The sequence below is a fragment of the Pseudomonas sp. 910_21 genome (assembly GCF_052850735.1).
Window position 1 is genome coordinate 54,324 of record NZ_VXCY01000004.1, and the last position, 18,885, is coordinate 73,208.

Below are 18,885 nucleotides of genomic sequence, written 5' to 3' on the forward strand. Positions count from 1 at the left end.
AACGCTTGAGGGGCATGCTGGCAGGGTGATAGCCCGGCTGACTGGCGGTGAGCGGGGTCATCGGGAGCCCCTCATGCGGCGTTCCCGATGAGCCTCGCAAAAACTCAGGAGCAGCTTCAGTGCGGCGGATAGTTCTGCAGGATACGCATCACCGTGGTACGCACCGCTGCACTGCGTTCGGCGGGATTGGGCGAACTGCTGAGCATCTGTTCATCACTGCCACGCCAAACCAGCTTGCCGTCCTTGCCGTCCAGAAAATCGATCTGGATGGTCGCCACTTTATAGGTGATGTTACGGGTCTCGTTGTACATCGGGCCGCCCCAGTAGCCATTCCATGGGCCACCCCAGCCTCCACCATAGTTGGTGGTGACCTGCTGCTGGCGGTCCTCGACGATCAGATACGCCTGGACATTCAGATCAGCCCGATTCCCGCCCTGGGCCGGGCGCAGGCCACGCTGGTCCAACTGCTCGGCCACCGCCTGACGGATGCGCTGCTCGGTCAGGTCACTCTTGATGCGCGGGTCGTCGGGGCGATATTGCAGGGCGGGTTCTTTCCAGCTCCAGCTGCGGTAGGCGCCAAAGTCCCGGCTGGCGTCAAAGTCATGATTGACCTGGTCGGCGGCGCAGGCACTGAGCAAGGCGGCACACACCAGTAACGCGATTCGATGGAACATGCTGTTTCTCCGCGTGAAGACAAAAAACGGGCGCCGTTCAACTAACTGGGAGGATAGGCGGCCATGGCCTTTTGCACCGCCTCGCGCAGCGAATCGGCACGTTCACTCAGGCTGCCCCTGCTGCTGGTCTCGGCGCTGGCACTCCATACCGGCTGGCCGCTGGCGCCGTCGAACAGATTGACCCGGACCACCACGACCTCCACCTCGTAGGTGCGCACCACCGGCACGCTGCCGTACATGCCGTAGCCCGGTCCGTAGCGGTTGTAACCGCCGTAGCCGCCATAACCATAGTCGTCCTGGACCTGGCGCAGGCGCTTCTCAAGGTGCAGGTCGGCGCTGACCCATAGGTCCGCCGGCCGCGAGTCATGCACGGGGCGCAAACCCTGCTGATCCAGGGCATTGCTGACCGCCTCGGCGATCTGCGCCGAGTCGGCCCAGGCCGAGCCGTTGGGCAGGCGCCCATTGAGCCAGGCCCAGTTGCGGTAGCGTCCATAGTCCCGTTGCGGCGCAGGATAGGCGCTGCGGTCGAAGGTGTTGGCCGCTTGCGGCGGCGCCGGTGGCAGGGGGTTGCTACTGGCGACGTAGGGGTTGCTGCCCTGACAGGCGGCAAGCCCGGAACACAGGAAGATCAGACCCAGGCGGCGTTTCATTGCGCACTCCGTTAGACCGGCCGGCACAGCCAATGCAGATAACGCCCAAGGCCGGCAAAGCTTGGGTGTCGGCGGTGAGCCAGCTCCATCTCCAGCAGATCCGTCAGCTCGGCGCGAGCCTGGAATTCCACCGGCATGTAATCGTGGAAAACCCGCACTCCGCTCTGGGTTTCGACTCGCCACAAGCCCTCAAGTTGCGCCGCCAGCTCACGAGGATCAAGCGGTTGTTGCGGGGTCAGGCTCTGCTTCTCACCGGCCATGTCGTTCTTGCGCAGCTTGCGGAAGTGGCCCTTGAGCAGATTGCGATAAACCAGGGCATCGCGGTTATAGAACGCCAGGGACAGCCAGCCGTCGGCGCTGGTCAGTTGGTGCAGTACCGGCAGGATCGCGTGGGGTTCGGCCAGCCATTCCAGCACCGCATGACAGAGCACCAGGTCATAGGGTTCGGTGAGCTGCCCCAGCAATTCCTGCCAGGGTGCCTGGATGAAGGTCGCCTGCTGCCCGGCGTCGGCAAAGCGCTGGCGAGCCCCCTCAAGCATGGGCGCCGCAGGCTCGGCCAGGGTCACCTGGTGCCCACGCTGGGCCAGCCACAGGGACATGTGCCCCAAGCCGGCGCCGATATCCAACACCCGCAACGGCCGCTCGGGCAGGCTTTCCTTGAGGTCGGCCTGGAGCACCGCGAGGCGGATCGCCCCCTTGGCGCCGCCATAGATCTTCTCGGCGAAACGGGTCGCCAACTGGTCGAAATGCCGATCGCTCATGAGCAGAACCGCCGTTCGCTGTCCGCCAGCTTGCTGCGCACCACCTGGTCCATGTCCAGCCCCAGCTCGCTGCACAGCAACAGCAGATAGAGGACGATATCGCCCACCTCCTGTCCGGCGTGAGCCAGCTTGTCCGCGGGCAATTGCCGCGACTGGTCCTCGGTCAGCCACTGGAAGATTTCCACCAGCTCCGCCATCTCGACACTGGCAGCCATGGCCAGGTTCTTCGGGCTGTGAAATTGCTGCCAGTCGTTACGGTCACGAATGGCGTGCAGGCGTTGGGTCAGTTGCTCTAGGTTCATCGGGGTCTCCTGAAGGCGTATAGCTTCCGGGGGTTGGGCGTGGGACGCAAGAGCGCTTTCACCGGCAAGCCGGCTCCTACAGAATGTGCAGCCCCTGGCAGCTTCTATGCTTAACAGGGAACTCGCTGCGGGCATTCATGGCCCAAGGTTGAGCTCGGCACCCGCCCCCTCTTTCATCAGGACACACACATGCAGGTAGAAAGCTTCTTCGAGTGGCTTGGCCAGGCCATAGGTTCGGTCATCCGGTTTATCGTCGACCTGCTCAGCGGGTTGTTCAATACCCTGACCCATGCCGGTGGCAACTTCGTCGACGGGCTGTCCCGGGCACTGGGAATGGACACCTCCATCGTCAGCATCATCGGCCTGATCATCGGCCTGATGTTCCTCTACTCGGCGATCCGTGCCTTCATGCGCGCCTCGATCATCCTCGGCATCATCTGGCTGGTGCTCGGCCTCTGGCTGCTGAGCTGGATCATCCACTGATCCGCTGGCGTCAGAACCTGCTCACCCACTCGCAAGCGCCGGTCAGCGATTTGCAACGCGGCATCACCGAAGCGCGGCAGATCCTCAACCGCGACTTAAACCTCGGCGCATCCTGGCGCCGAGGCTACAATGCCGGCTCTCGCAAGGAGCCTGCATGTCCCCCCTGATCACCGATTGGCGTCATCGCCCCACCCATCGTCGCGTCTGGGCCCTGGCCGCGCCGATGATTCTGTCGAATATTTCCGTGCCCCTGGTGGCTCTGGTGGACAGCACGGTGATCGGTCACCTGCCCCACGCCCATCAACTGGGCGCGGTGGCGGTTGGCGCCAGCCTCTACACCTTCCTGGCCTGGGCCATGGGCTTCCTGCGCATGGGGGCCACCGGGTTCGCTGCCCAGGCCGCCGGCCGTGGCGACGGCGCAGCCCTGCGCCAGATCCTGCTCCAGGGGCTGCTGCTGGCGTTGGGCCTGGCACTGGTGCTGGGCGCCATCGGTGTCCCCCTCAGCGGCGCCGCCTTGCATCTGATGCAGCCCTCGGCGGACCTGGACCAGATGACCCGGGCATTCTTCCACACACGCCTGCTGGGCCTGCCCGCGGCCCTGGCCAGCTTCGCCCTGGTGGGCTGGTTCCTCGGCACCCAGAACGCCCGGGCGCCGCTGACCATCCTGCTCAGCACCAACCTGGTGAACATCGCTCTCAACCTGTGGTTCGTCCTGGGCCTGGACTGGGGCGTGGTGGGCTCGGCCCGGGCCTCGGTGATCGCCGAATGGACCGGCGCCCTGATCGGCCTGGCCATGACTCGTCCGGCCCTGCGCGCCTACCCGGGGCAGATCGTCTGGGCCACGCTGCGCCGCTGGCAAAGCTGGCGCCCACTGTTGGCGGTGAACCGTGACATCTTCATCCGCAGCCTGGCCCTGCAATCGGTGTTTTTCCTGATTACCGTACAAGGTGCGCGCCTCGGGGATGCCACGGTGGCAGCCAATGCCCTGCTGCTCAACGGCCTGCTGCTCACCGCCCACGCGCTGGACGGACTGGCCCACGCGGTAGAGGCCCTGTGCGGCCATGCCATCGGCGCCCACGATCGCCAGGCCCTGCGCCGTTCGCTGGTGGTGGCCGGCGGCTGGTCGCTGCTGGCCAGCCTGGGTTTTGCCGTGCTGTTCCTGCTGGGAGGCCACCTGTTCATCGAAATGCAGACCAACATTCCCGAGGTCCGCCAGACCGCCTTCACCTATTTGCCCTACCTTGCCGTGCTGCCCCTGATCGCCGTCTGGAGCTACCTGCTGGACGGTCTGTTCATCGGTGCCACCCGAGCCCGGGAAATGCGCAACGGCATGCTCCTCACCGTGCTCCTGCTGCTACCTTTCGCCTGGGCACTGCAAGGCTTCGGCAACCACGGCCTGTGGCTGACCTTTCTGCTGTTCATGCTCCTGCGCAGCCTGACACTGGCAGCCTTCGCCTGGCACCTGGAGCGACGCGACGGCTGGTTTGCCGGAACTCACTGAGTCGGCGTCGACTCGACAAAACCACTGACCCGATCCAGTACCGGAGCCAGGCCGCGCAAGGGCCGGGACAAGGCCGCTACCAGAGTGGCGTGGCCCGTGCGGGAGAAGTAGAACTCCTGCACCGGCACGCCTGCCGCTCGCAGCTTGCTGGCCAGACCGCCGGTATTGCGCTGCGGGTTGACCAGGGAGTCTTCGCTGGACGCGATCAACAGTGCCGGTGGCGCGCCCCGGCTGACATGGTTGATGGGCTGCGAGTCCGGCGGCGAGTCGGGGTAGAAAAACACCGGGCGCACCTCGGGGTTGCGGATCGGCAGAAAGTCATAGGGCCCGGCCAGACCGATCCAGCCCTTGATGATCTGCGGCGTCAGCCCGACTTGCCCCAGCAAGCGCGAGTCCAGGGCGAGCATGGCCACGTTGTAGGCGCCGGAACTGTGCCCCATCAGATACAGCCGCCGCGGGTCGGCGCCAAATTCACCAATATGTTCATGGGTCCAGGCCACGGCGCGGGCCGCGTCTTCGAGAAAGGCCGGGTAGCGCACCTGTGGATACAGCCGGTAGTCCGCCAGGACCACCACCATGCCCCGAGAGGCCAGGGCCTCGCCGACGAAGTCGTAGTCGCTGCGCGAGCCACTGTTCCAACTGCCGCCATAAAAGAACACCACCACCGGCGCACCGGGAACCGCCTGCCGGGGCTGATAGACATCCAGCTTCTGCCGGGGATCGCTGCCGTAGGCAATGTCCCGAGTCTTGATAAAGGTGCTGCCGGGTGTCAGGGAATTGAGCACTTTGAGCGGTGAGCACGCCGCCAGCAGGCTGATCACCAGGGTGCTGAACAACAGACGCCAGGCGCCCTTGGATGTATTGAGCATCAGCAAGCCTCGTTGCGCCCATCATGGACGCCTCTTCGCAGGCTAGCTGCAAATGGGACGGGGCCCCCTCTTCTGTGACAAACGTGAAAGCCGCGCAAAAAAAAACCGCGCCCTCCATCGCAGGGCGCGGCTTTGTGCGGGGGCGGGACGGGCATCACCGGGGATGCCCGGGCCCTCAGGACGACAGGTAGGACGAGCGGGTCAGGCCCAGACGCAAGGCGTCGAGGAACTGGGTGCGCTCGGCGGCGCTGATCTTGGCGCTGGCCACCTTGTCGCGGTAGTGGGTCATCAACTCCTCCGGCGACAGGTGCACGTAGCGCAGCATGTCCTCGATGGTGTCGTGGGTCTCGATCCCGGCGTGGTACACGCTGCCATTGGCCCGCTGGTAGATGTTCACTGAGTCGGTGTCGCCGAACAGGTTGTGCATGTCGCCAAGAATTTCCTGGTAGGCGCCCACCAGGAAGATCCCCAACAGGTAGTCCTCACCCTCATTGAGGCCGTGTACCGGCAGGCTGGTCTCGATGCTCTGCTCGTCGACGTACTGCTTGATCTTGCCGTCGGAGTCGCAGGTCAGGTCCTGCAACACGGCACGGCGCAGGGGCTCTTCGTCGAGACGGTGCAGCGGCAGGATCGGCAGCACCTGGCCGATGGCCCAGGTGTCCGGCAGGCTCTGGAACACCGAGAAGTTGCAGATGTACTTGTCGGCCAGCTTGTCGTTGAGTTCGTCCAGCACCTGGCGGTGGGAACGCTGACGCGCCTTGAGGGAGTTGTGCAGGCGACGGCATACCGCGAAGTAGCACTGCTCGGCCAGGGCTTTTTCGGCCAGGGTCAGCTTGCCATCGGCATACTGGGCCGCCACGTCGCTCATGTAGTGAGTGGCGCGCCAGTAAGTTTCGGTGACCATCTCGATGTCGGTCGGACCCAGCAGGTCCACCAGCCATTGCACGGTTTCCGGCAGCTCTTCCTTGTTTTCGATCTTCGGCACGTCGTCGTTGTGTTTCTCGACGTCGGTGACCTGCACCACCAGCATGGCGTGGTGGGCAGTCAGGGAACGACCGCTCTCGGAGAAAATGTGCGGATGCGGCAGGTTCTGCGCATCGCAGAATTCCTTGAGCATGCCCACCACCACGCCGGCGTAGTCGTCCATGTCGTAGTTGATCGAGCTGGCATTGCGCGAGTGGGTACCGTCGTAGTCCACGCCGAGGCCGCCACCGACGTCGATGTGGTCCACCGGCAGGCCGAGGTTGCGCAATTCGCCGTAGTAGCGGATGGCTTCCTTGAAGCCGTGCTGGTAGTCCGCCAGGTTGGCGATCTGCGAGCCCATGTGGAAGTGCAGCAGGCGAATGCCCTGGTCCAGGCCGGCGGCGCGGAAACGCTCCACCACCGACAGCAGTTGCGCTGCCGACAGGCCGAACTTGGACTTTTCACCACCGGTGTCGGCCCATTTGCTCGAAGCCAGGGACGACAGGCGTACCCGCAGGCCCACTTGTGGCTTGACCTTGAGGGACGCCGCTTCCTCGATCACCAGGCCCACTTCGGACTCTTTCTCGATGACGATGAACACGTTGTGACCGAGCTTCTGGCCCATCAGCGCCAGGCGGATGAACTCGCGATCCTTGTAGCCGTTGCAAACGATGGTGCCGCCCTTGGGCGCCAGGGCCAGGACCGCCAGCAGCTCCGGCTTGGAGCCGGCTTCCAGGCCGATGGAGACATTCTGGGTAGCGATGATGTTCTCGATCACCGCTTCCTGCTGGTTAACCTTGATCGGGTACAGGGCGGTGTACTTGCTCTGGTATTCCAGGCGGCCGATGTTGGCGTCGAAAGCGCCGGTCAGCTGGCGCACGCGGTCCTGGAGGATGTCCGGGAAGCGCACCAGCAAAGGCAGGGACAAGCCGCTCTTGCGCAGCTCCTCGACTTGTTCGAACAGATCGATGGGCAAACTGCTCGGGCCGTTCGGACGAACTTCGACGCGACCGGCGTCATTGATCGCGAAATACCCGGCCCCCCAATGGCGAATCCCGTAAACACTGCGGCTGTCCGCAACTGTCCATTGGCTGCCATCGTCTTTACGTGTGCGTCGTACGGACATCGAAGTCCCCTATAAAGAAGTCATAGAGCGCCGCCCCAATCCGGGGTCGGCGCAGTCTAAAGAATGAAAATGACGATTAGCCTGCAAGCGCAATAGACCGCGCATGCCGTGCTGAGTTTAGAAACCGTTCATGAACAGGCTCTGTGAAAACCATGGAGACGACGCCAGCGTCCTGAGCCAATCAAGACAGCGTCCAGTCAGAGGTGGTTTTCACAGAGGCTGCTAGCCGCCGGACTTCTTCGCCTTGAAACCGTGCTTGACCAGTTCCGCCAAGAGTAGCTCGACATGGTCACCCTGGATTTCAATGACGCCGTCCTTCAAGGCGCCACCGGTGCCACAGCGTTTCTTCAACGTGGTGGCAAGCTCCCTGAGGGCGTCTTCGGCCAGGGGCACGCCGGTGATGGTGGTCACCGTCTTGCCGCCACGGCCCTTGCTCTCGCGACGCACGCGGGCAATGCCGTCGCCGGCCGGAATCACGGTTTGTTTGCAGATACAGGCGGCCACCGGCTGGCTACAGTCCGGGCAATGTCGACCTGCGTCGGTGGAAAACACCAGGCCACCAAGGGCGGCGAAGGATGCGGCTTTTTTGGCCACCGGCAATCCTCTTGGGAGGACAAAGACTGGTCGAAGCATATGGCGCTGCCATCGACCGCGAAGCCCCACTCAGGCAGGGGCAGCGCTACTGACCCGGCGCGCTTGCAACAAGCGCCGCCGGTTCAGCTTGAAAAGTCGCGCAGTGTAACGGCAAAAAGCCCGGTTGCTAAGAGCCAATCAGCGTCAATTTATGCAACTTTAACGACGACGCGCCAGATAGCGTTGCAAGGCGGCCAGGGAGTCCGGGCAATAGGGCTTTTCGTGGATTTCCCGCAGCACCTGATCCAGGGGAATGAAGTGCGCTTCCAGGACTTCTTCCGGCTGCAGGCGCAGCGGACCGTCCCACACGGCAGAGAACGCCGAACACCAGAGACGGTTGCCGGTGTCCTCGAAAAAGAAGTGATCATGGGCGGTCAGTTCGACCCCGCTCACCCCCAGCTCCTCTTCCAGCTCCCGGGCGGCGGATTCGGCATAGCTTTCAGTCGCCAGGACCATGCCGCCTGCGGCGACATCCCAATAGCCCGGATAGATGGCCTTGCTCAGGGTGCGCCGGTGCACGCACAGCTCACCGGCGGAATTGAACAGCATGATGTAGGTGCCACGCCCGATCAGGCCGCGCTGGCGCAGCTCCGAGCGGACCATGGCACCCAACAGTTGGTCTTCGCCATCGACCCAGGCAATTTCTTCAGCGTCGGAGGCGGCGCGATGGGCCGCCTCATTGGTGGTTGCAACCATGGATCAGCCTTGATTGAGCAGTTGGCGCAAGTCGATGACCGCCGCGTTGGCCCGGGAAATATAGTTGGCCATGACCAGCGAGTGGTTGGCCAGGACGCCGAAGCCGCTGCCATTGAGAATCATCGGGCTCCAGACCGGCTCCTGGGATGCCTCCAGCTCACGGATGATCTGACGCACACTGACCGTGGCGTTCTTTTTCGCCAGCACGTCGGCGAAGTCCACTTCAATCGCGCGCAGCAGGTGCGACAGCGCCCAGGCCTGGCCACGGGCCTCGTAGAAGACGTTGTCGATCTGCATCCATGGGGTTTCCACCACTTCTTCATCCACCTGCGGACCCTGGCCCGGGGCCGGCACTTCGGTTTTCAGTGCGGTGTTGAGCTTGACCCGGCCCACACTGGCCGACAGCCGTTGGGACAGAGAGCCCAGGCGCGTCCCTACATCACCCAGCCAGTTGTTGAGGTTGTCGGCACGGGCATAGAACTGTGCGGTCTTCTGGTTTGGATCGGAGAGGCGAGCCTGGTAGCGGCTAAGGGAATTGATGCCTTCCTGATACTCCGACTCGCTGGATGGCAGCACCCAGCTCTTGTTGTCGAAGTTGAAGCGCGGTTCGGCCTTGGCCAGGTCGGCGTCTTCAGCGGACTGCGACTGGGAGCGGGCGAAGTCCTTGCGCAAGGCTCGGGTCAGGTCGCGGACCTGGACCAGCACGCCGTATTCCCAGCTTGGCATGTTGTCCATCCACAGGCCCGGTGGAAAACGGTCGTTGGAGATATAGCCACCCGGCTTGTCCAGCAAGGTACCGACCACGGTCTTCAGGGTTTCCACGGTGGTGTAGCCCACCACCATCTGCCGGCCTTCCTTCTCGGCAGCGATCTGGGCGTTCTGCTGGACCGGGAACAGCGCAGGTTCCTGGCTCCAGTACCAGCCCAGGCCGCCAGTGACCAACAGATACAGGCCCAGCAAGGTGGCCAGGGCACGACTGAACAGCAGGCCACCGAAATAGCTGCGTGTCGCCGACTTGGGTTCGGCAGCACGATCCGGCGCGCTGCCTGCGCGATTCTTCCAATCCAGCATGGCTATGTCCTTTCAATCACTTGGGTTCATCGGTTCGACCACAACCCTACTCCATCGTGCCTTGCCTTGACGGGATAAATCTTCCGGCAAATGCGCGCCGCGCAATGATTGCGAATCAGGCGGTCACTATAAATGAAGCACACTCCAGAGCCTATGCGACTAGGCAGTCAGGAACTGAATAACGCCGCTTTGCACATTATTGACGTACGACACTCATGGGATACAAAAGTGGTGCTAGCATAGAGCCACCAGTCGATCTCAGCATGCACCCTAACTAGTAGTCAGGATATGACCGAGCCAGAAGACCCCAGCCGTGAGCGCCTCAAGCACCACTTTGCCCAGCGGGTAATTCATCAGGCACGTCAGATTCTTGAGATATGGCAGCGTCTGCAGCGCAGCGAATGGTCCACCAACGACATGTCGGAACTGTGTGAAGCCAACCTGCGCCTGCTGCGTTTCGCTGAACGCTTCGAACAGCCCGAACATACCCAACTGGCCCGCAGCATCGGCCAATCGCTGGAAGCGGTCGATGCCAATCGCGGTCGCCTGAGCAGCAACCTGATCACCGATCTCAATCGCTTGATGCAGCGCCTGTCGCGCACCGGCCTGCGCCACGGCGACCAGTTGGAACAGACCTTCCTGCCACCGTTGCGCAAACCTATCTACGTGATGTTGCAGGATCACGACCGGGCCGAACGCCTGGCCAAGCAACTGGAATTCTTTGGCCTCACGGCCCAGTCCCTGGACAGCATCGCCGCCTTTCGTTCGTCCATGGTCGAGCGCTTGCCGGCGGCCATCGTCATCGACGTAGACTTCTGCGGCCCCGGCATGGGCCTGACCCTGGCAGCCGAAGCCCAGGTCGGCCTGGAACAGAAACTACCGCTGCTGTTCTTCAGCCTGCATGAAACCGACACCCCGACTCGCCTGGCGGCAGTACGCGCCGGCGGCCAGGAGTTCCTCACCGGCACCCTGGAAGCCTCCAGCCTGCTGGAAAAGATCGAAGTGCTGACCTGCGTCGCCCAGTACGAACCTTATAAAGTGCTGATCATCGACGACTCCCGGGCCCAGGCCCTGCATACCGAGCGCCTGCTCAACAGCGCCGGAATCGTCACCCGCACCCTGATCGAGCCAATCCAGGCCATGGCCGAGCTGGCGGACTTTCAGCCGGACCTGATCATCCTCGACATGTACATGCCGGCCTGCACCGGGACCGAGCTGGCCAAGGTGATCCGCCACAACGACCGCTATGTCAGTGTGCCGATCATCTACCTGTCCGCCGAAGACGACCTGGACAAGCAACTGGACGCCATGAGCGAAGGCGGCGACGACTTCCTCACCAAGCCCATCAAGCCGCGGCACCTGATCACCACCGTGCGCAACCGCGCGGCCCGGGCCCGCAACCTCAAGGCGCGAATGGTCCGTGACAGCCTCACCGGCCTGTACAACCACACCCACATCCTGCAACTGCTGGAAGACTGCAGCTTCCGCGCTCGCCGCGAGAGCAAGCCACTGAGCTTCGCCATGCTCGACATCGACCATTTCAAACGGGTCAATGACAGCCATGGCCACCCCATGGGCGACCGGGTAATCAAGAGCCTGGCCCTGTTCCTCAAGCAGCGCCTGCGCAAGACCGACTTCATCGGCCGCTACGGCGGCGAAGAGTTCGCCATCGTCATGCCCGACACCGATCAGGACGCCGCCTGCAAAGTGCTGGACGAAATCCGCCAGCGCTTTGCCGAGATCCATTACCCGGCCCAGCCCCAGGACCTGTGGTGCACCTTCAGCGCCGGCGTGGTTGAGATGCAGGAAGACTCCGACAGCCTGATGATGGCCAGCCAGGCGGACGAGGCGCTGTACCGCGCCAAGCACAGCGGACGCAACCGGGTGCAGGCCGCACGGCAATCAAGTCAAAGTGCCATCTTTTCATCCGAATCCACAGATTCGGTCATAACCTTGTAATACAAACGCAATAAATTCAGGCGCTTACCATTTTTGCCGTTGGTAGAGCCCTGATGCGCCTGAAGCTGCTGACCAATCTCAATACCCTGCTGTTAGTTGCCGTCTGCCTGGCCCTGGGGGCCACGCTCTGGTGGTCGCAACGAGCCCTGGAACGCCCCTATCTGCTGATGGAGCGCTACCTGGGACTGTCCCAGCAGTTTCAAAACCAGGTGGCGCGCAACATCGAAGACTACCTGGCCAGCGGTGACGCTCTGCGCCTGAGTAGCGCGGCGCAGGCCATCGAGGCCCTGCAAGGCGAACTGACCGAGCTGCCGCCGCAGCTCGCGCAAAGCCTGCGCCCGAGCCTGGCCAGCCTGGACGACTTCAGCAGGACCGACCTGCTGGCCGCGGGCAAGCTGGCCGGCGATCCCCAGGCCCTGCTGTTGCAGGCCGAGCGGGAGCTGGGCGCCAACCTGGAACAGCTCAGCCAGTACGCCAGCAGGACCCAGTCCACAGAAGGCGCCACTTACCTGCCCTTGCTGCTCACCGCTGCACAGCACCTGGGCAAACTGTCCCTGGCCCGGGACAAGCTGGTGAGCAGCGGCCGCAGCGAACTGGCCGCCGATGTCGAACGCGAAGTGAACAATATCAAGGCCCAGGCCGACCGGCTCGAAGCCCTGCCTTTATTAGGGGTAACCGCCAGCAGCGAATCGGGCACCGATGATTTTGCTGCCCTGATGGGCCTGGAAAACACCCAGAAAGCCGCCGCAGAAGACGCCGGCGTCGGCCTCAAGCGCGAACTCCACAGCCTGCTCAACCGTTATCCGGCAGAACTCGAACGCACCCGGCAACAGATCCAGAAACGCGCCGACCTGAGCGCCGCGACCCTGTTGAAGATCACCGCTGTGCGCCAGGCCATCGCCGAGCTGGAACCCGCGGTACGGGCCCAGCACGGCCAGATCCAGGGCGAAGTGCGCTTGATGCAGGGGCTGATGATTGGCCTGATCCTGCTGATCGCCCTGGTCATCGACACCTTGCAGCGCAAGCTGGCCCGAGTCCTGACCAACCTGGCCCCGGCGCTATCGACCTGGGCCGAAGGCGACTTCAGCCGGCCGATCCAGTTGGGCAAGACCAACCGCGAACTGCACGCCATCGAAGAGTCCCTGAACCGCCTTCGAGCCTATCTGGTGGACCTGGTGGGCACCATTCGCCAGAACGCCGAGCAAGTGGCCGGCAGCAGCCGCGCCCTGGCCGACCTCAGCAGCGGCCTGCACAGCGGCGCCGAGCGCCAGGCCGGCGACACCGCCCAGATCCGCGATGCCCTGGGGGAGCTGGAAGCCACCATCCAGCAGGTTGCCGGTGACGCCAGCCAGGCCGCCGATGCCAGCCGCAGCGCTGGCCTTGCGGTGCAACAGGGGCAGAAAGTCATAGGCCTGAGCCTGACCGGGCTGCACGCCCTGGTGGGCGAGGTACAGGGCAACGCGCAAATGATCGAGCACCTGGCCCAGGAGTCCGCCACCATCGGCGGCGTGCTGACAGTGATCCGCTCCATTGCCGAACAGACCAACCTGCTGGCCCTCAACGCCGCCATCGAAGCTGCCCGTGCTGGAGAAATGGGCCGCGGCTTTGCCGTGGTCGCCGAAGAGGTGCGCTCCCTGGCCCAGCGTACCGCCGGGGCCACGGCGCAGATCCAGACCTTGATCGCCGGCCTGCAGACCGCCGCGCAACAATCGGTGCAAGGCATGCGCGCCCAGGTGGAACACGCCGAAGCCACCGCCAGCCAGGCCCAGGCCGCCGACGGCGCCCTGGACGAAATCGTCGGGGCGATCCAGACCATTGCCGACACCGCCGTGCGCATCGCCGACGTCACGGCCCAGCAAAGCGGTGCGGTCAGCGAGATCCGCGATCACAGCGAGCGCATCCATCAACTGGGCGGCGACAACCTGCTGCGCATTGGCGAAGGCCGGGCCCAGGGCGATAACCTGCTGGACCTTGGGGGACAATTGCATACAGCGGTGCAAGCCTTCCGCGTCTAAGCTGTGCATCTGCCCCGGCTTTCCCCGACAAACGCCTGATCATCGGTGAAACGGCTGGCCGGGAGTTCAGTGCTCTTACCCTGCAGGCAAATGACCGGATTTAACTGCTTGGTCACATATTTTGCGCAAACATCGGTCATCGTGCTGGCTATTGCCGAGAACTGGACAGTCATAAAGTCTTTCCGGCATAGTCGCCGGGTTCTGACAACAGCACCCCGATAACAAGGAACAACCGATGGCCACCCTACTGGTTCTTCACGGACCCAACCTGAACCTGCTCGGCACCCGTGAACCGGGGGTCTACGGTGCAACCACCCTGGCCCAGATCAACCAGGATCTGGAGCAGCGGGCCCGTGATGCCGGGCATCATCTGCAGTATCTGCAGAGCAATGCCGAGTACGAATTGATCGAACGTATCCATGCTGCCCGCGATGAAGGCGTGGACTTCATTTTGATCAATCCAGCAGCTTTTACGCATACAAGCGTCGCATTACGTGACGCGCTGCTGGCGGTGAGCATCCCATTCATCGAAGTGCATTTGTCCAACGTGCACAAACGCGAACCTTTCCGCCATCACTCCTACTTCTCCGACGTTGCGGTGGGAGTGATCTGCGGCCTTGGCGCCAGCGGTTACCGACTGGCCCTGGAGGCCGCACTAGAGCAGCTTGAACAACAAGCTAAACGCCCCTGACCGACCCTTGGGAGTTGATGATTCATGGATATCCGTAAAGTTAAGAAACTGATCGAACTGCTGGAAGAGTCCGGCATCGACGAGCTGGAGATCAAGGAAGGCGAAGAGTCCGTACGCATCAGCCGCCACAGCAAGACTCCAGCCCAGCAGTACTACGCACCGGCTCCCGTTGCCGCACCCGTAGCTGCACCTGCCGCAGCCGCACCGGCCGCCGCTCCTGCCGCACCCGCCGCACCTGCGCTGAACGGCACCGTAGCCCGCTCGCCAATGGTCGGTACTTTCTACCGCAAATCTTCGCCTACCTCGCCAGCCTTCGTTGAAGTCGGCCAGAGCGTGAAGAAAGGCGACACCCTGTGCATCGTCGAAGCGATGAAGATGATGAACCACATCGAAGCTGAAACCAGCGGTGTGATCGAATCCATTCTTGTCGAAGACGGCCAGCCGGTTGAGTACGACCAACCGCTGTTCACCATCGTTTGAACCGCGGAGAGTCTTTGATGTTGAAGCCTGCGAAGTTGGAAAAAGTCCTGATCGCCAACCGCGGCGAAATCGCCCTGCGGATCCTGCGTGCCTGCAAGGAAATGGGGATCAAGACCGTCGCCGTCTACTCCAAGGCCGACAAGGAGCTGATGCACCTGGGCCTGGCGGACGAATCCGTCTGCATCGGGCCTGCGCAAGCCGCGCAGTCCTACCTGCACATCCCGGCCATCATCGCGGCCGCTGAAGTCACTGGCGCTACGGCAATCCACCCTGGCTACGGCTTCCTGGCGGAAAACGCCGACTTCGCCGAACAGGTGGAAAACTCCGGCTTCGCCTTCATCGGCCCGAAAGCTGACACCATCCGCCTGATGGGCGACAAGGTTTCCGCCAAGCACGCCATGATCGCGGCCGGTGTTCCTACGGTTCCAGGTTCCGACGGCCCACTGCCGGAAGACGAAGAAACTGCCCTGCGCATTGGCCGTGAAGTCGGCTACCCGGTGATCATCAAGGCCGCTGGCGGCGGCGGTGGTCGCGGCATGCGCGTGGTGCACAAGGAAGAAGACCTGATCGCCTCGGCGAAGCTGACCCGCTCCGAAGCCGGCGCAGCGTTTGGCAACCCGATGGTCTACCTGGAGAAGTTCCTGACCAACCCACGTCACGTGGAAGTTCAGGTGCTGTCCGACGGCCAGGGCAACGCCATCCACCTGGGCGACCGCGACTGCTCGCTGCAGCGTCGTCACCAGAAAGTCCTCGAAGAAGCGCCGGCACCGGGCATCGACGAGACTGCGCGCCAGGAAGTCTTCGCCCGCTGCGTCAAGGCGTGCATCGACATCGGCTACCGCGGTGCCGGTACGTTCGAGTTCCTTTACGAGAACGGCCGCTTCTACTTCATCGAGATGAACACTCGCGTACAGGTAGAGCACCCGGTTTCGGAAATGGTGACCGGTATCGACATCGTCAAGGAGATGCTCAGCATCGCCGCCGGCAACAAGCTGTCGTTCACCCAGGATGACGTGGTTATCCGCGGTCACGCCCTGGAATGCCGGATCAACGCCGAAGACCCGAAAACCTTCATGCCAAGCCCAGGCACGGTCAAGCATTTCCATGCTCCGGGCGGCAACGGCGTGCGCGTCGACTCGCACCTGTACAGCGGTTACGCGGTTCCACCGAACTACGATTCGTTGATCGGCAAGCTGATCACCTACGGGGCGACCCGTGACGAAGCCATGGCGCGCATGCGCAATGCGCTGGACGAAATCGTCGTCGACGGGATCAAGACCAACATCCCGCTGCACCGCGATCTGACCCGTGACGAAGGCTTCTGCAAAGGGGGCGTGAACATTCACTACCTCGAGCACAAGCTGGCCGAGCAACACTGATCGGCACTCGCCACACCGACAAGGCCGCTTTCGAGCGGCCTTGTCGTATCCGCCCCCACAGCCCTGTAGGAGCGAGCTTGCTCGCGAACCGCGCAGCGGCCATTCCCTGATCAACCGCCACCGCGACCAAGCACTCGGCATCCCCCCTCGCTCCTGCGGGTCGTCTCGCGTAAACTTGCGCGCTTCTCGCGGCCCGCTAGGCTGCACATCACATATTTTCAAAGGTGCCCGCCATGCCTTGGCTGCAAGTCCGTCTCGCCATCAGCCCAGAACAAGCCGAAACCTATGAAGACGCTTTTCTTGAAGTCGGTGCCGTCTCGGTCACCTTTATGGACGCCGAGGATCAGCCGATCTTCGAACCCGAACTGAACACCACCCCGCTGTGGTCCCACACTCACTTGCTGGCCCTGTTCGAGGGCGGCACCGAAGCCGCCAGCGTGCTCGCTCACCTGGAACTGCTGACCGGCAGCCCGCTGCCCGAGCACCATAGCGAAGTCATCGAGGACCAGGACTGGGAACGCAGCTGGATGGACAACTTCCAGCCGATGCGTTTCGGCCAGCGCCTGTGGATAGTTCCAAGCTGGCACGCTGCACCGGAGCCTGACGCGGTCAACCTGCTGCTAGACCCGGGCCTGGCCTTCGGCACCGGCACCCACCCGACCACCGCGCTGTGCCTGGAGTGGCTGGACGGCCAGGACCTGAAGGACTGCAACGTGCTGGACTTCGGCTGCGGCTCGGGAATCCTCGCCATCGCAGCCCTGTTGCTGGGCGCCAAGCAAGCGGTCGGCACCGATATCGACGTGCAGGCACTGGAAGCCTCCCGCGACAACGCCGGGCGCAACGGTATTGCCGACGAACTGTTCCCACTGTACCTGCCCGAGCAACTGCCCCAGGTCCAGGCCGATGTGCTGGTGGCCAACATCCTGGCCGGCCCGCTGGTCTCCCTGGCCCCGCAGCTGTCGGGCCTGGTGAAGTCCGGAGGACGCCTGGCACTCTCTGGCATCCTCGCCGAACAAGGTGAGGAAGTGGCTGCCGCCTATGCCCAGGACTTCGATCTGGACCCGATCGCCACCCTCGATGGCTGGGTGCGCATCACCGGCCGTCGGCGCTAGAATGGCCGCCTGCATAATCCGGATGGCCGCATGACCGACAGTTTCGTCACCCAATGCCCGCATTGCCAAACCAGGTTCCGTGTCAGCCATGCTCAGTTGAGCGTGGCTCGCGGGGTGGTTCGCTGCGGCTCCTGCCTGCAGGTGTTCAACGCCGCGCGGCAGTTGCTTGAGCAGCGCGCCGCCAAGGAAAGCGCAACATCCAGGCCGGCGGCGAAACCGGCAACCGCGCCTGCGGTAGCAGCGACGCCAAAACCCGAACAGCAGCCCGCCCCCGTACCTACGCCTGCGGCGGCACCTCCCCAGCGCGCCATCAGCCAGAAACAATGGTCGGCTGCCGAAATGGACCTGGATCACCTGGACCTCGACGAGGAATTGGCCAAGCTCGAGCAGCGGGAGATTCAGCCGGCCAAGGCCTTTGGCCAGGAACGCGAACACCAGGAAGACAGCCTCAGCGCCCGTCGCGACCCTCAGGACGCCGATGAAGCCCACTGGCCCGACGGCTTGTTCGGCAGCGCCGGCGAGCACGACGAGTCAGAGCCGGCCCCCCTCAAGGCCCAGGCACATCAGGACGACGTTGAACCCGAGCCGGCCCGCCCCAGCCGCACCGAGCCGTCGCTGTCCTTCAACCTGGCGGATCTGGATGACGAACCAAAGGCGCCGAAACTGCGCCAGGACGACGACCTGGAACCCTTCGAGGCCCAGGCTCACACAGACGCCGCCGAAAACGACGAACCATCACCAGCCGCCACCCCCGGCAAGAAACGCCGCGAACGCAGCGAGCCCGGAGTCCAGGAAGATGTACTGCTGGACCTTGTGGACGATCCAATCCACCTCGATTGGCAGAAACGCCGCTCCCCCTGGGGCCGGCGCCTGCTCTGGCTGCTGCTGATCCTGCTGGCCGCCGGCGGCCTGGTGGGACAATACGTCGCGTATCACTTCGACGAGCTCGCACGCCAGGATCAGTACCGCCCGTGGTTCCAGGAGTTGTGCCCGGAATTTGGCTGTACGGTACCGTCCCGCGTGGATATCGCCCGAATCAAGAGCAGCAACCTGGTGGTGCGCAGCCACCCGGAATTCAGCGGAGCACTGGTGGTGGACGCCATCATCTATAACCGCGCGCCCTTCTCCCAACCCTTCCCACTGCTGGAGCTGCGCTTCGCCGACCTCAACGGCCATCTGATTGCCAGCCGCAGCTTCAAACCCGGGGAATATCTGGGCGGCGAGATGCAGGATGTGGCGGAAATGCCGCCGCAGACGCCGATTCACATCGCCCTGGATATTCTCGACCCCGGACCGAAAGCCGTGAACTACAGTCTGAGTTTCCACTCGCCCGAGTGAATCGGCTGATCAGACTAACGGACAACTCTGGATTGACGACAGATTTATGACTGCATCGCTCAGATTGATCCCCGGGCGATAACGGAAGAACTGTTCAGATTTTATCCAATTCAGCCTTTATCCAGTCATCGAGAGCGGGTATCATGCCAACCCTTTTTCGAACTCTCATGATCCGGCCCCAC

Annotated in this window: 17 protein-coding genes and 1 pseudogene; 9 read left to right on the forward strand and 9 right to left on the reverse strand. The window is 63.2% G+C overall.

All coding sequences use genetic code 11. The annotated features are described in order from the left end of the window. Window positions 1–116: 116 nt before the first annotated feature. From FW796_RS14005 to FW796_RS14020, 4 genes are read right to left on the reverse strand one after another with little or no spacing between them, the layout of a single operon-like run. Window positions 117–674 carry a DUF4136 domain-containing protein gene (locus FW796_RS14005; RefSeq protein ID WP_346636302.1) on the reverse strand — a complete coding sequence of 186 codons (558 nt, stop codon included), beginning with the start codon at window positions 672–674 and terminating at the stop codon, window positions 117–119. A gap of 41 nt (window positions 675–715) precedes the next feature. Further along, entirely contained in the window at window positions 716–1,324 is a 609-nt protein-coding gene (locus tag FW796_RS14010) for a DUF4136 domain-containing protein (protein ID WP_346636303.1), read from the reverse strand. 11 nt (window positions 1,325–1,335) lie between these two features. Continuing rightward, entirely contained in the window at window positions 1,336–2,085 is a 750-nt protein-coding gene (locus FW796_RS14015; RefSeq protein WP_123726002.1) for a methyltransferase, read from the reverse strand. Further along, a complete protein-coding gene (locus tag FW796_RS14020; RefSeq protein ID WP_123726003.1) occupies window positions 2,082–2,387 on the reverse strand; it encodes a MazG-like family protein in 306 nt (101 codons plus the stop codon). Before FW796_RS14020 ends, FW796_RS14015 begins: the two co-directional genes overlap by 4 nt. 189 nt (window positions 2,388–2,576) lie before the next feature. Between FW796_RS14020 and FW796_RS14025 the strand changes: the two genes are divergently transcribed. After that, window positions 2,577–2,870, forward strand: a complete 294-nt coding sequence (locus FW796_RS14025; protein ID WP_102863000.1) for a hypothetical protein — start codon at window positions 2,577–2,579, stop codon at window positions 2,868–2,870. Window positions 2,871–3,024: 154 nt separating this feature from the next. Continuing rightward, window positions 3,025–4,371 carry an MATE family efflux transporter gene (locus tag FW796_RS14030; RefSeq protein ID WP_346636304.1) on the forward strand — a complete coding sequence of 449 codons (1,347 nt, stop codon included), beginning with the start codon at window positions 3,025–3,027 and terminating at the stop codon, window positions 4,369–4,371. Here FW796_RS14030 and FW796_RS14035 read toward each other — a convergent pair. The 5 genes from FW796_RS14035 to FW796_RS14055 all read right to left on the reverse strand — a co-directional run bounded on the left by FW796_RS14035 (window position 4,365) and on the right by FW796_RS14055 (window position 9,729). Beyond that, complete coding sequence (locus FW796_RS14035) at window positions 4,365–5,240, reverse strand: alpha/beta hydrolase (protein ID WP_446439483.1); 876 nt, start codon at window positions 5,238–5,240, stop codon at window positions 4,365–4,367. The two genes, FW796_RS14030 and FW796_RS14035, sit on opposite strands and share 7 nt — an antisense overlap. A 175-nt stretch (window positions 5,241–5,415) precedes the next feature. Further along, a complete protein-coding gene (gene speA / locus FW796_RS14040) occupies window positions 5,416–7,329 on the reverse strand; it encodes an arginine decarboxylase (protein ID WP_053148866.1) in 1,914 nt (637 codons plus the stop codon). A 222-nt stretch (window positions 7,330–7,551) separates the two neighbouring features. Continuing rightward, window positions 7,552–7,923, reverse strand: a complete 372-nt coding sequence (locus tag FW796_RS14045; protein ID WP_346636306.1) for a translation initiation factor Sui1 — start codon at window positions 7,921–7,923, stop codon at window positions 7,552–7,554. Window positions 7,924–8,121: 198 nt separating this feature from the next. After that, window positions 8,122–8,658: an NUDIX hydrolase gene (locus FW796_RS14050; protein WP_346636307.1), complete on the reverse strand. Its 537-nt coding sequence runs from the start codon at window positions 8,656–8,658 to the stop codon at window positions 8,122–8,124. 3 nt (window positions 8,659–8,661) lie between these two features. After that, window positions 8,662–9,729 carry a DUF2333 family protein gene (locus FW796_RS14055; RefSeq protein ID WP_123726007.1) on the reverse strand — a complete coding sequence of 356 codons (1,068 nt, stop codon included), beginning with the start codon at window positions 9,727–9,729 and terminating at the stop codon, window positions 8,662–8,664. 288 nt (window positions 9,730–10,017) lie between these two features. Between FW796_RS14055 and FW796_RS14060 the strand changes: the two genes are divergently transcribed. The 7 genes and pseudogenes from FW796_RS14060 (at window position 10,018) to FW796_RS14090 (ending at window position 18,703) form a co-directional block, all read left to right on the forward strand. Further along, window positions 10,018–11,688, forward strand: coding sequence for a diguanylate cyclase (locus FW796_RS14060; RefSeq protein ID WP_404938162.1), 1,671 nt, complete (start codon window positions 10,018–10,020; stop codon window positions 11,686–11,688). A 1,499-nt stretch (window positions 11,689–13,187) separates the two neighbouring features. Next, window positions 13,188–13,703, forward strand: a pseudogene (locus FW796_RS14065) (methyl-accepting chemotaxis protein); the annotation flags it as partial. Between the two features lie 235 nt (window positions 13,704–13,938). Further along, on the forward strand, window positions 13,939–14,394 hold the full coding sequence (gene aroQ / locus FW796_RS14070) for a type II 3-dehydroquinate dehydratase (protein ID WP_025130565.1): 456 nt from the start codon (window positions 13,939–13,941) through the stop codon (window positions 14,392–14,394). 24 nt (window positions 14,395–14,418) lie between these two features. Beyond that, a complete protein-coding gene (accB, locus tag FW796_RS14075; protein WP_152685916.1) occupies window positions 14,419–14,874 on the forward strand; it encodes an acetyl-CoA carboxylase biotin carboxyl carrier protein in 456 nt (151 codons plus the stop codon). 17 nt (window positions 14,875–14,891) lie between these two features. After that, a complete protein-coding gene (accC, locus tag FW796_RS14080; RefSeq protein WP_123726009.1) occupies window positions 14,892–16,253 on the forward strand; it encodes an acetyl-CoA carboxylase biotin carboxylase subunit in 1,362 nt (453 codons plus the stop codon). Between the two features lie 233 nt (window positions 16,254–16,486). Continuing rightward, entirely contained in the window at window positions 16,487–17,365 is an 879-nt protein-coding gene (prmA, locus tag FW796_RS14085; protein ID WP_102862993.1) for a 50S ribosomal protein L11 methyltransferase, read from the forward strand. A gap of 30 nt (window positions 17,366–17,395) precedes the next feature. After that, entirely contained in the window at window positions 17,396–18,703 is a 1,308-nt protein-coding gene (locus FW796_RS14090) for a DUF3426 domain-containing protein (protein WP_446439484.1), read from the forward strand. Window positions 18,704–18,885: the final 182 nt, after the last annotated feature.

What these genes read in the sequence shown, in the direction of transcription:
- FW796_RS14005 (WP_346636302.1), bottom strand. Translation starts at nt 674, where the DNA reads ATGTTCCATCGAATCGCGTTACTGGTGTGTGCCGCCTTGCTCAGTGCC.
- FW796_RS14010 (WP_346636303.1), bottom strand. Translation starts at nt 1,324, where the DNA reads ATGAAACGCCGCCTGGGTCTGATCTTCCTGTGTTCCGGGCTTGCCGCC.
- FW796_RS14015 (WP_123726002.1), bottom strand. Translation starts at nt 2,085, where the DNA reads ATGAGCGATCGGCATTTCGACCAGTTGGCGACCCGTTTCGCCGAGAAG.
- FW796_RS14020 (WP_123726003.1), bottom strand. Translation starts at nt 2,387, where the DNA reads ATGAACCTAGAGCAACTGACCCAACGCCTGCACGCCATTCGTGACCGT.
- FW796_RS14025 (WP_102863000.1), top strand. Translation starts at nt 2,577, where the DNA reads ATGCAGGTAGAAAGCTTCTTCGAGTGGCTTGGCCAGGCCATAGGTTCG.
- FW796_RS14030 (WP_346636304.1), top strand. Translation starts at nt 3,025, where the DNA reads ATGTCCCCCCTGATCACCGATTGGCGTCATCGCCCCACCCATCGTCGC.
- FW796_RS14035 (WP_446439483.1), bottom strand. Translation starts at nt 5,240, where the DNA reads ATGCTCAATACATCCAAGGGCGCCTGGCGTCTGTTGTTCAGCACCCTG.
- speA (WP_053148866.1), bottom strand. Translation starts at nt 7,329, where the DNA reads ATGTCCGTACGACGCACACGTAAAGACGATGGCAGCCAATGGACAGTT.
- FW796_RS14050 (WP_346636307.1), bottom strand. Translation starts at nt 8,658, where the DNA reads ATGGTTGCAACCACCAATGAGGCGGCCCATCGCGCCGCCTCCGACGCT.
- FW796_RS14055 (WP_123726007.1), bottom strand. Translation starts at nt 9,729, where the DNA reads ATGCTGGATTGGAAGAATCGCGCAGGCAGCGCGCCGGATCGTGCTGCC.
- FW796_RS14060 (WP_404938162.1), top strand. Translation starts at nt 10,018, where the DNA reads ATGACCGAGCCAGAAGACCCCAGCCGTGAGCGCCTCAAGCACCACTTT.
- aroQ (WP_025130565.1), top strand. Translation starts at nt 13,939, where the DNA reads ATGGCCACCCTACTGGTTCTTCACGGACCCAACCTGAACCTGCTCGGC.
- accB (WP_152685916.1), top strand. Translation starts at nt 14,419, where the DNA reads ATGGATATCCGTAAAGTTAAGAAACTGATCGAACTGCTGGAAGAGTCC.
- accC (WP_123726009.1), top strand. Translation starts at nt 14,892, where the DNA reads ATGTTGAAGCCTGCGAAGTTGGAAAAAGTCCTGATCGCCAACCGCGGC.
- prmA (WP_102862993.1), top strand. Translation starts at nt 16,487, where the DNA reads ATGCCTTGGCTGCAAGTCCGTCTCGCCATCAGCCCAGAACAAGCCGAA.
- FW796_RS14090 (WP_446439484.1), top strand. Translation starts at nt 17,396, where the DNA reads ATGACCGACAGTTTCGTCACCCAATGCCCGCATTGCCAAACCAGGTTC.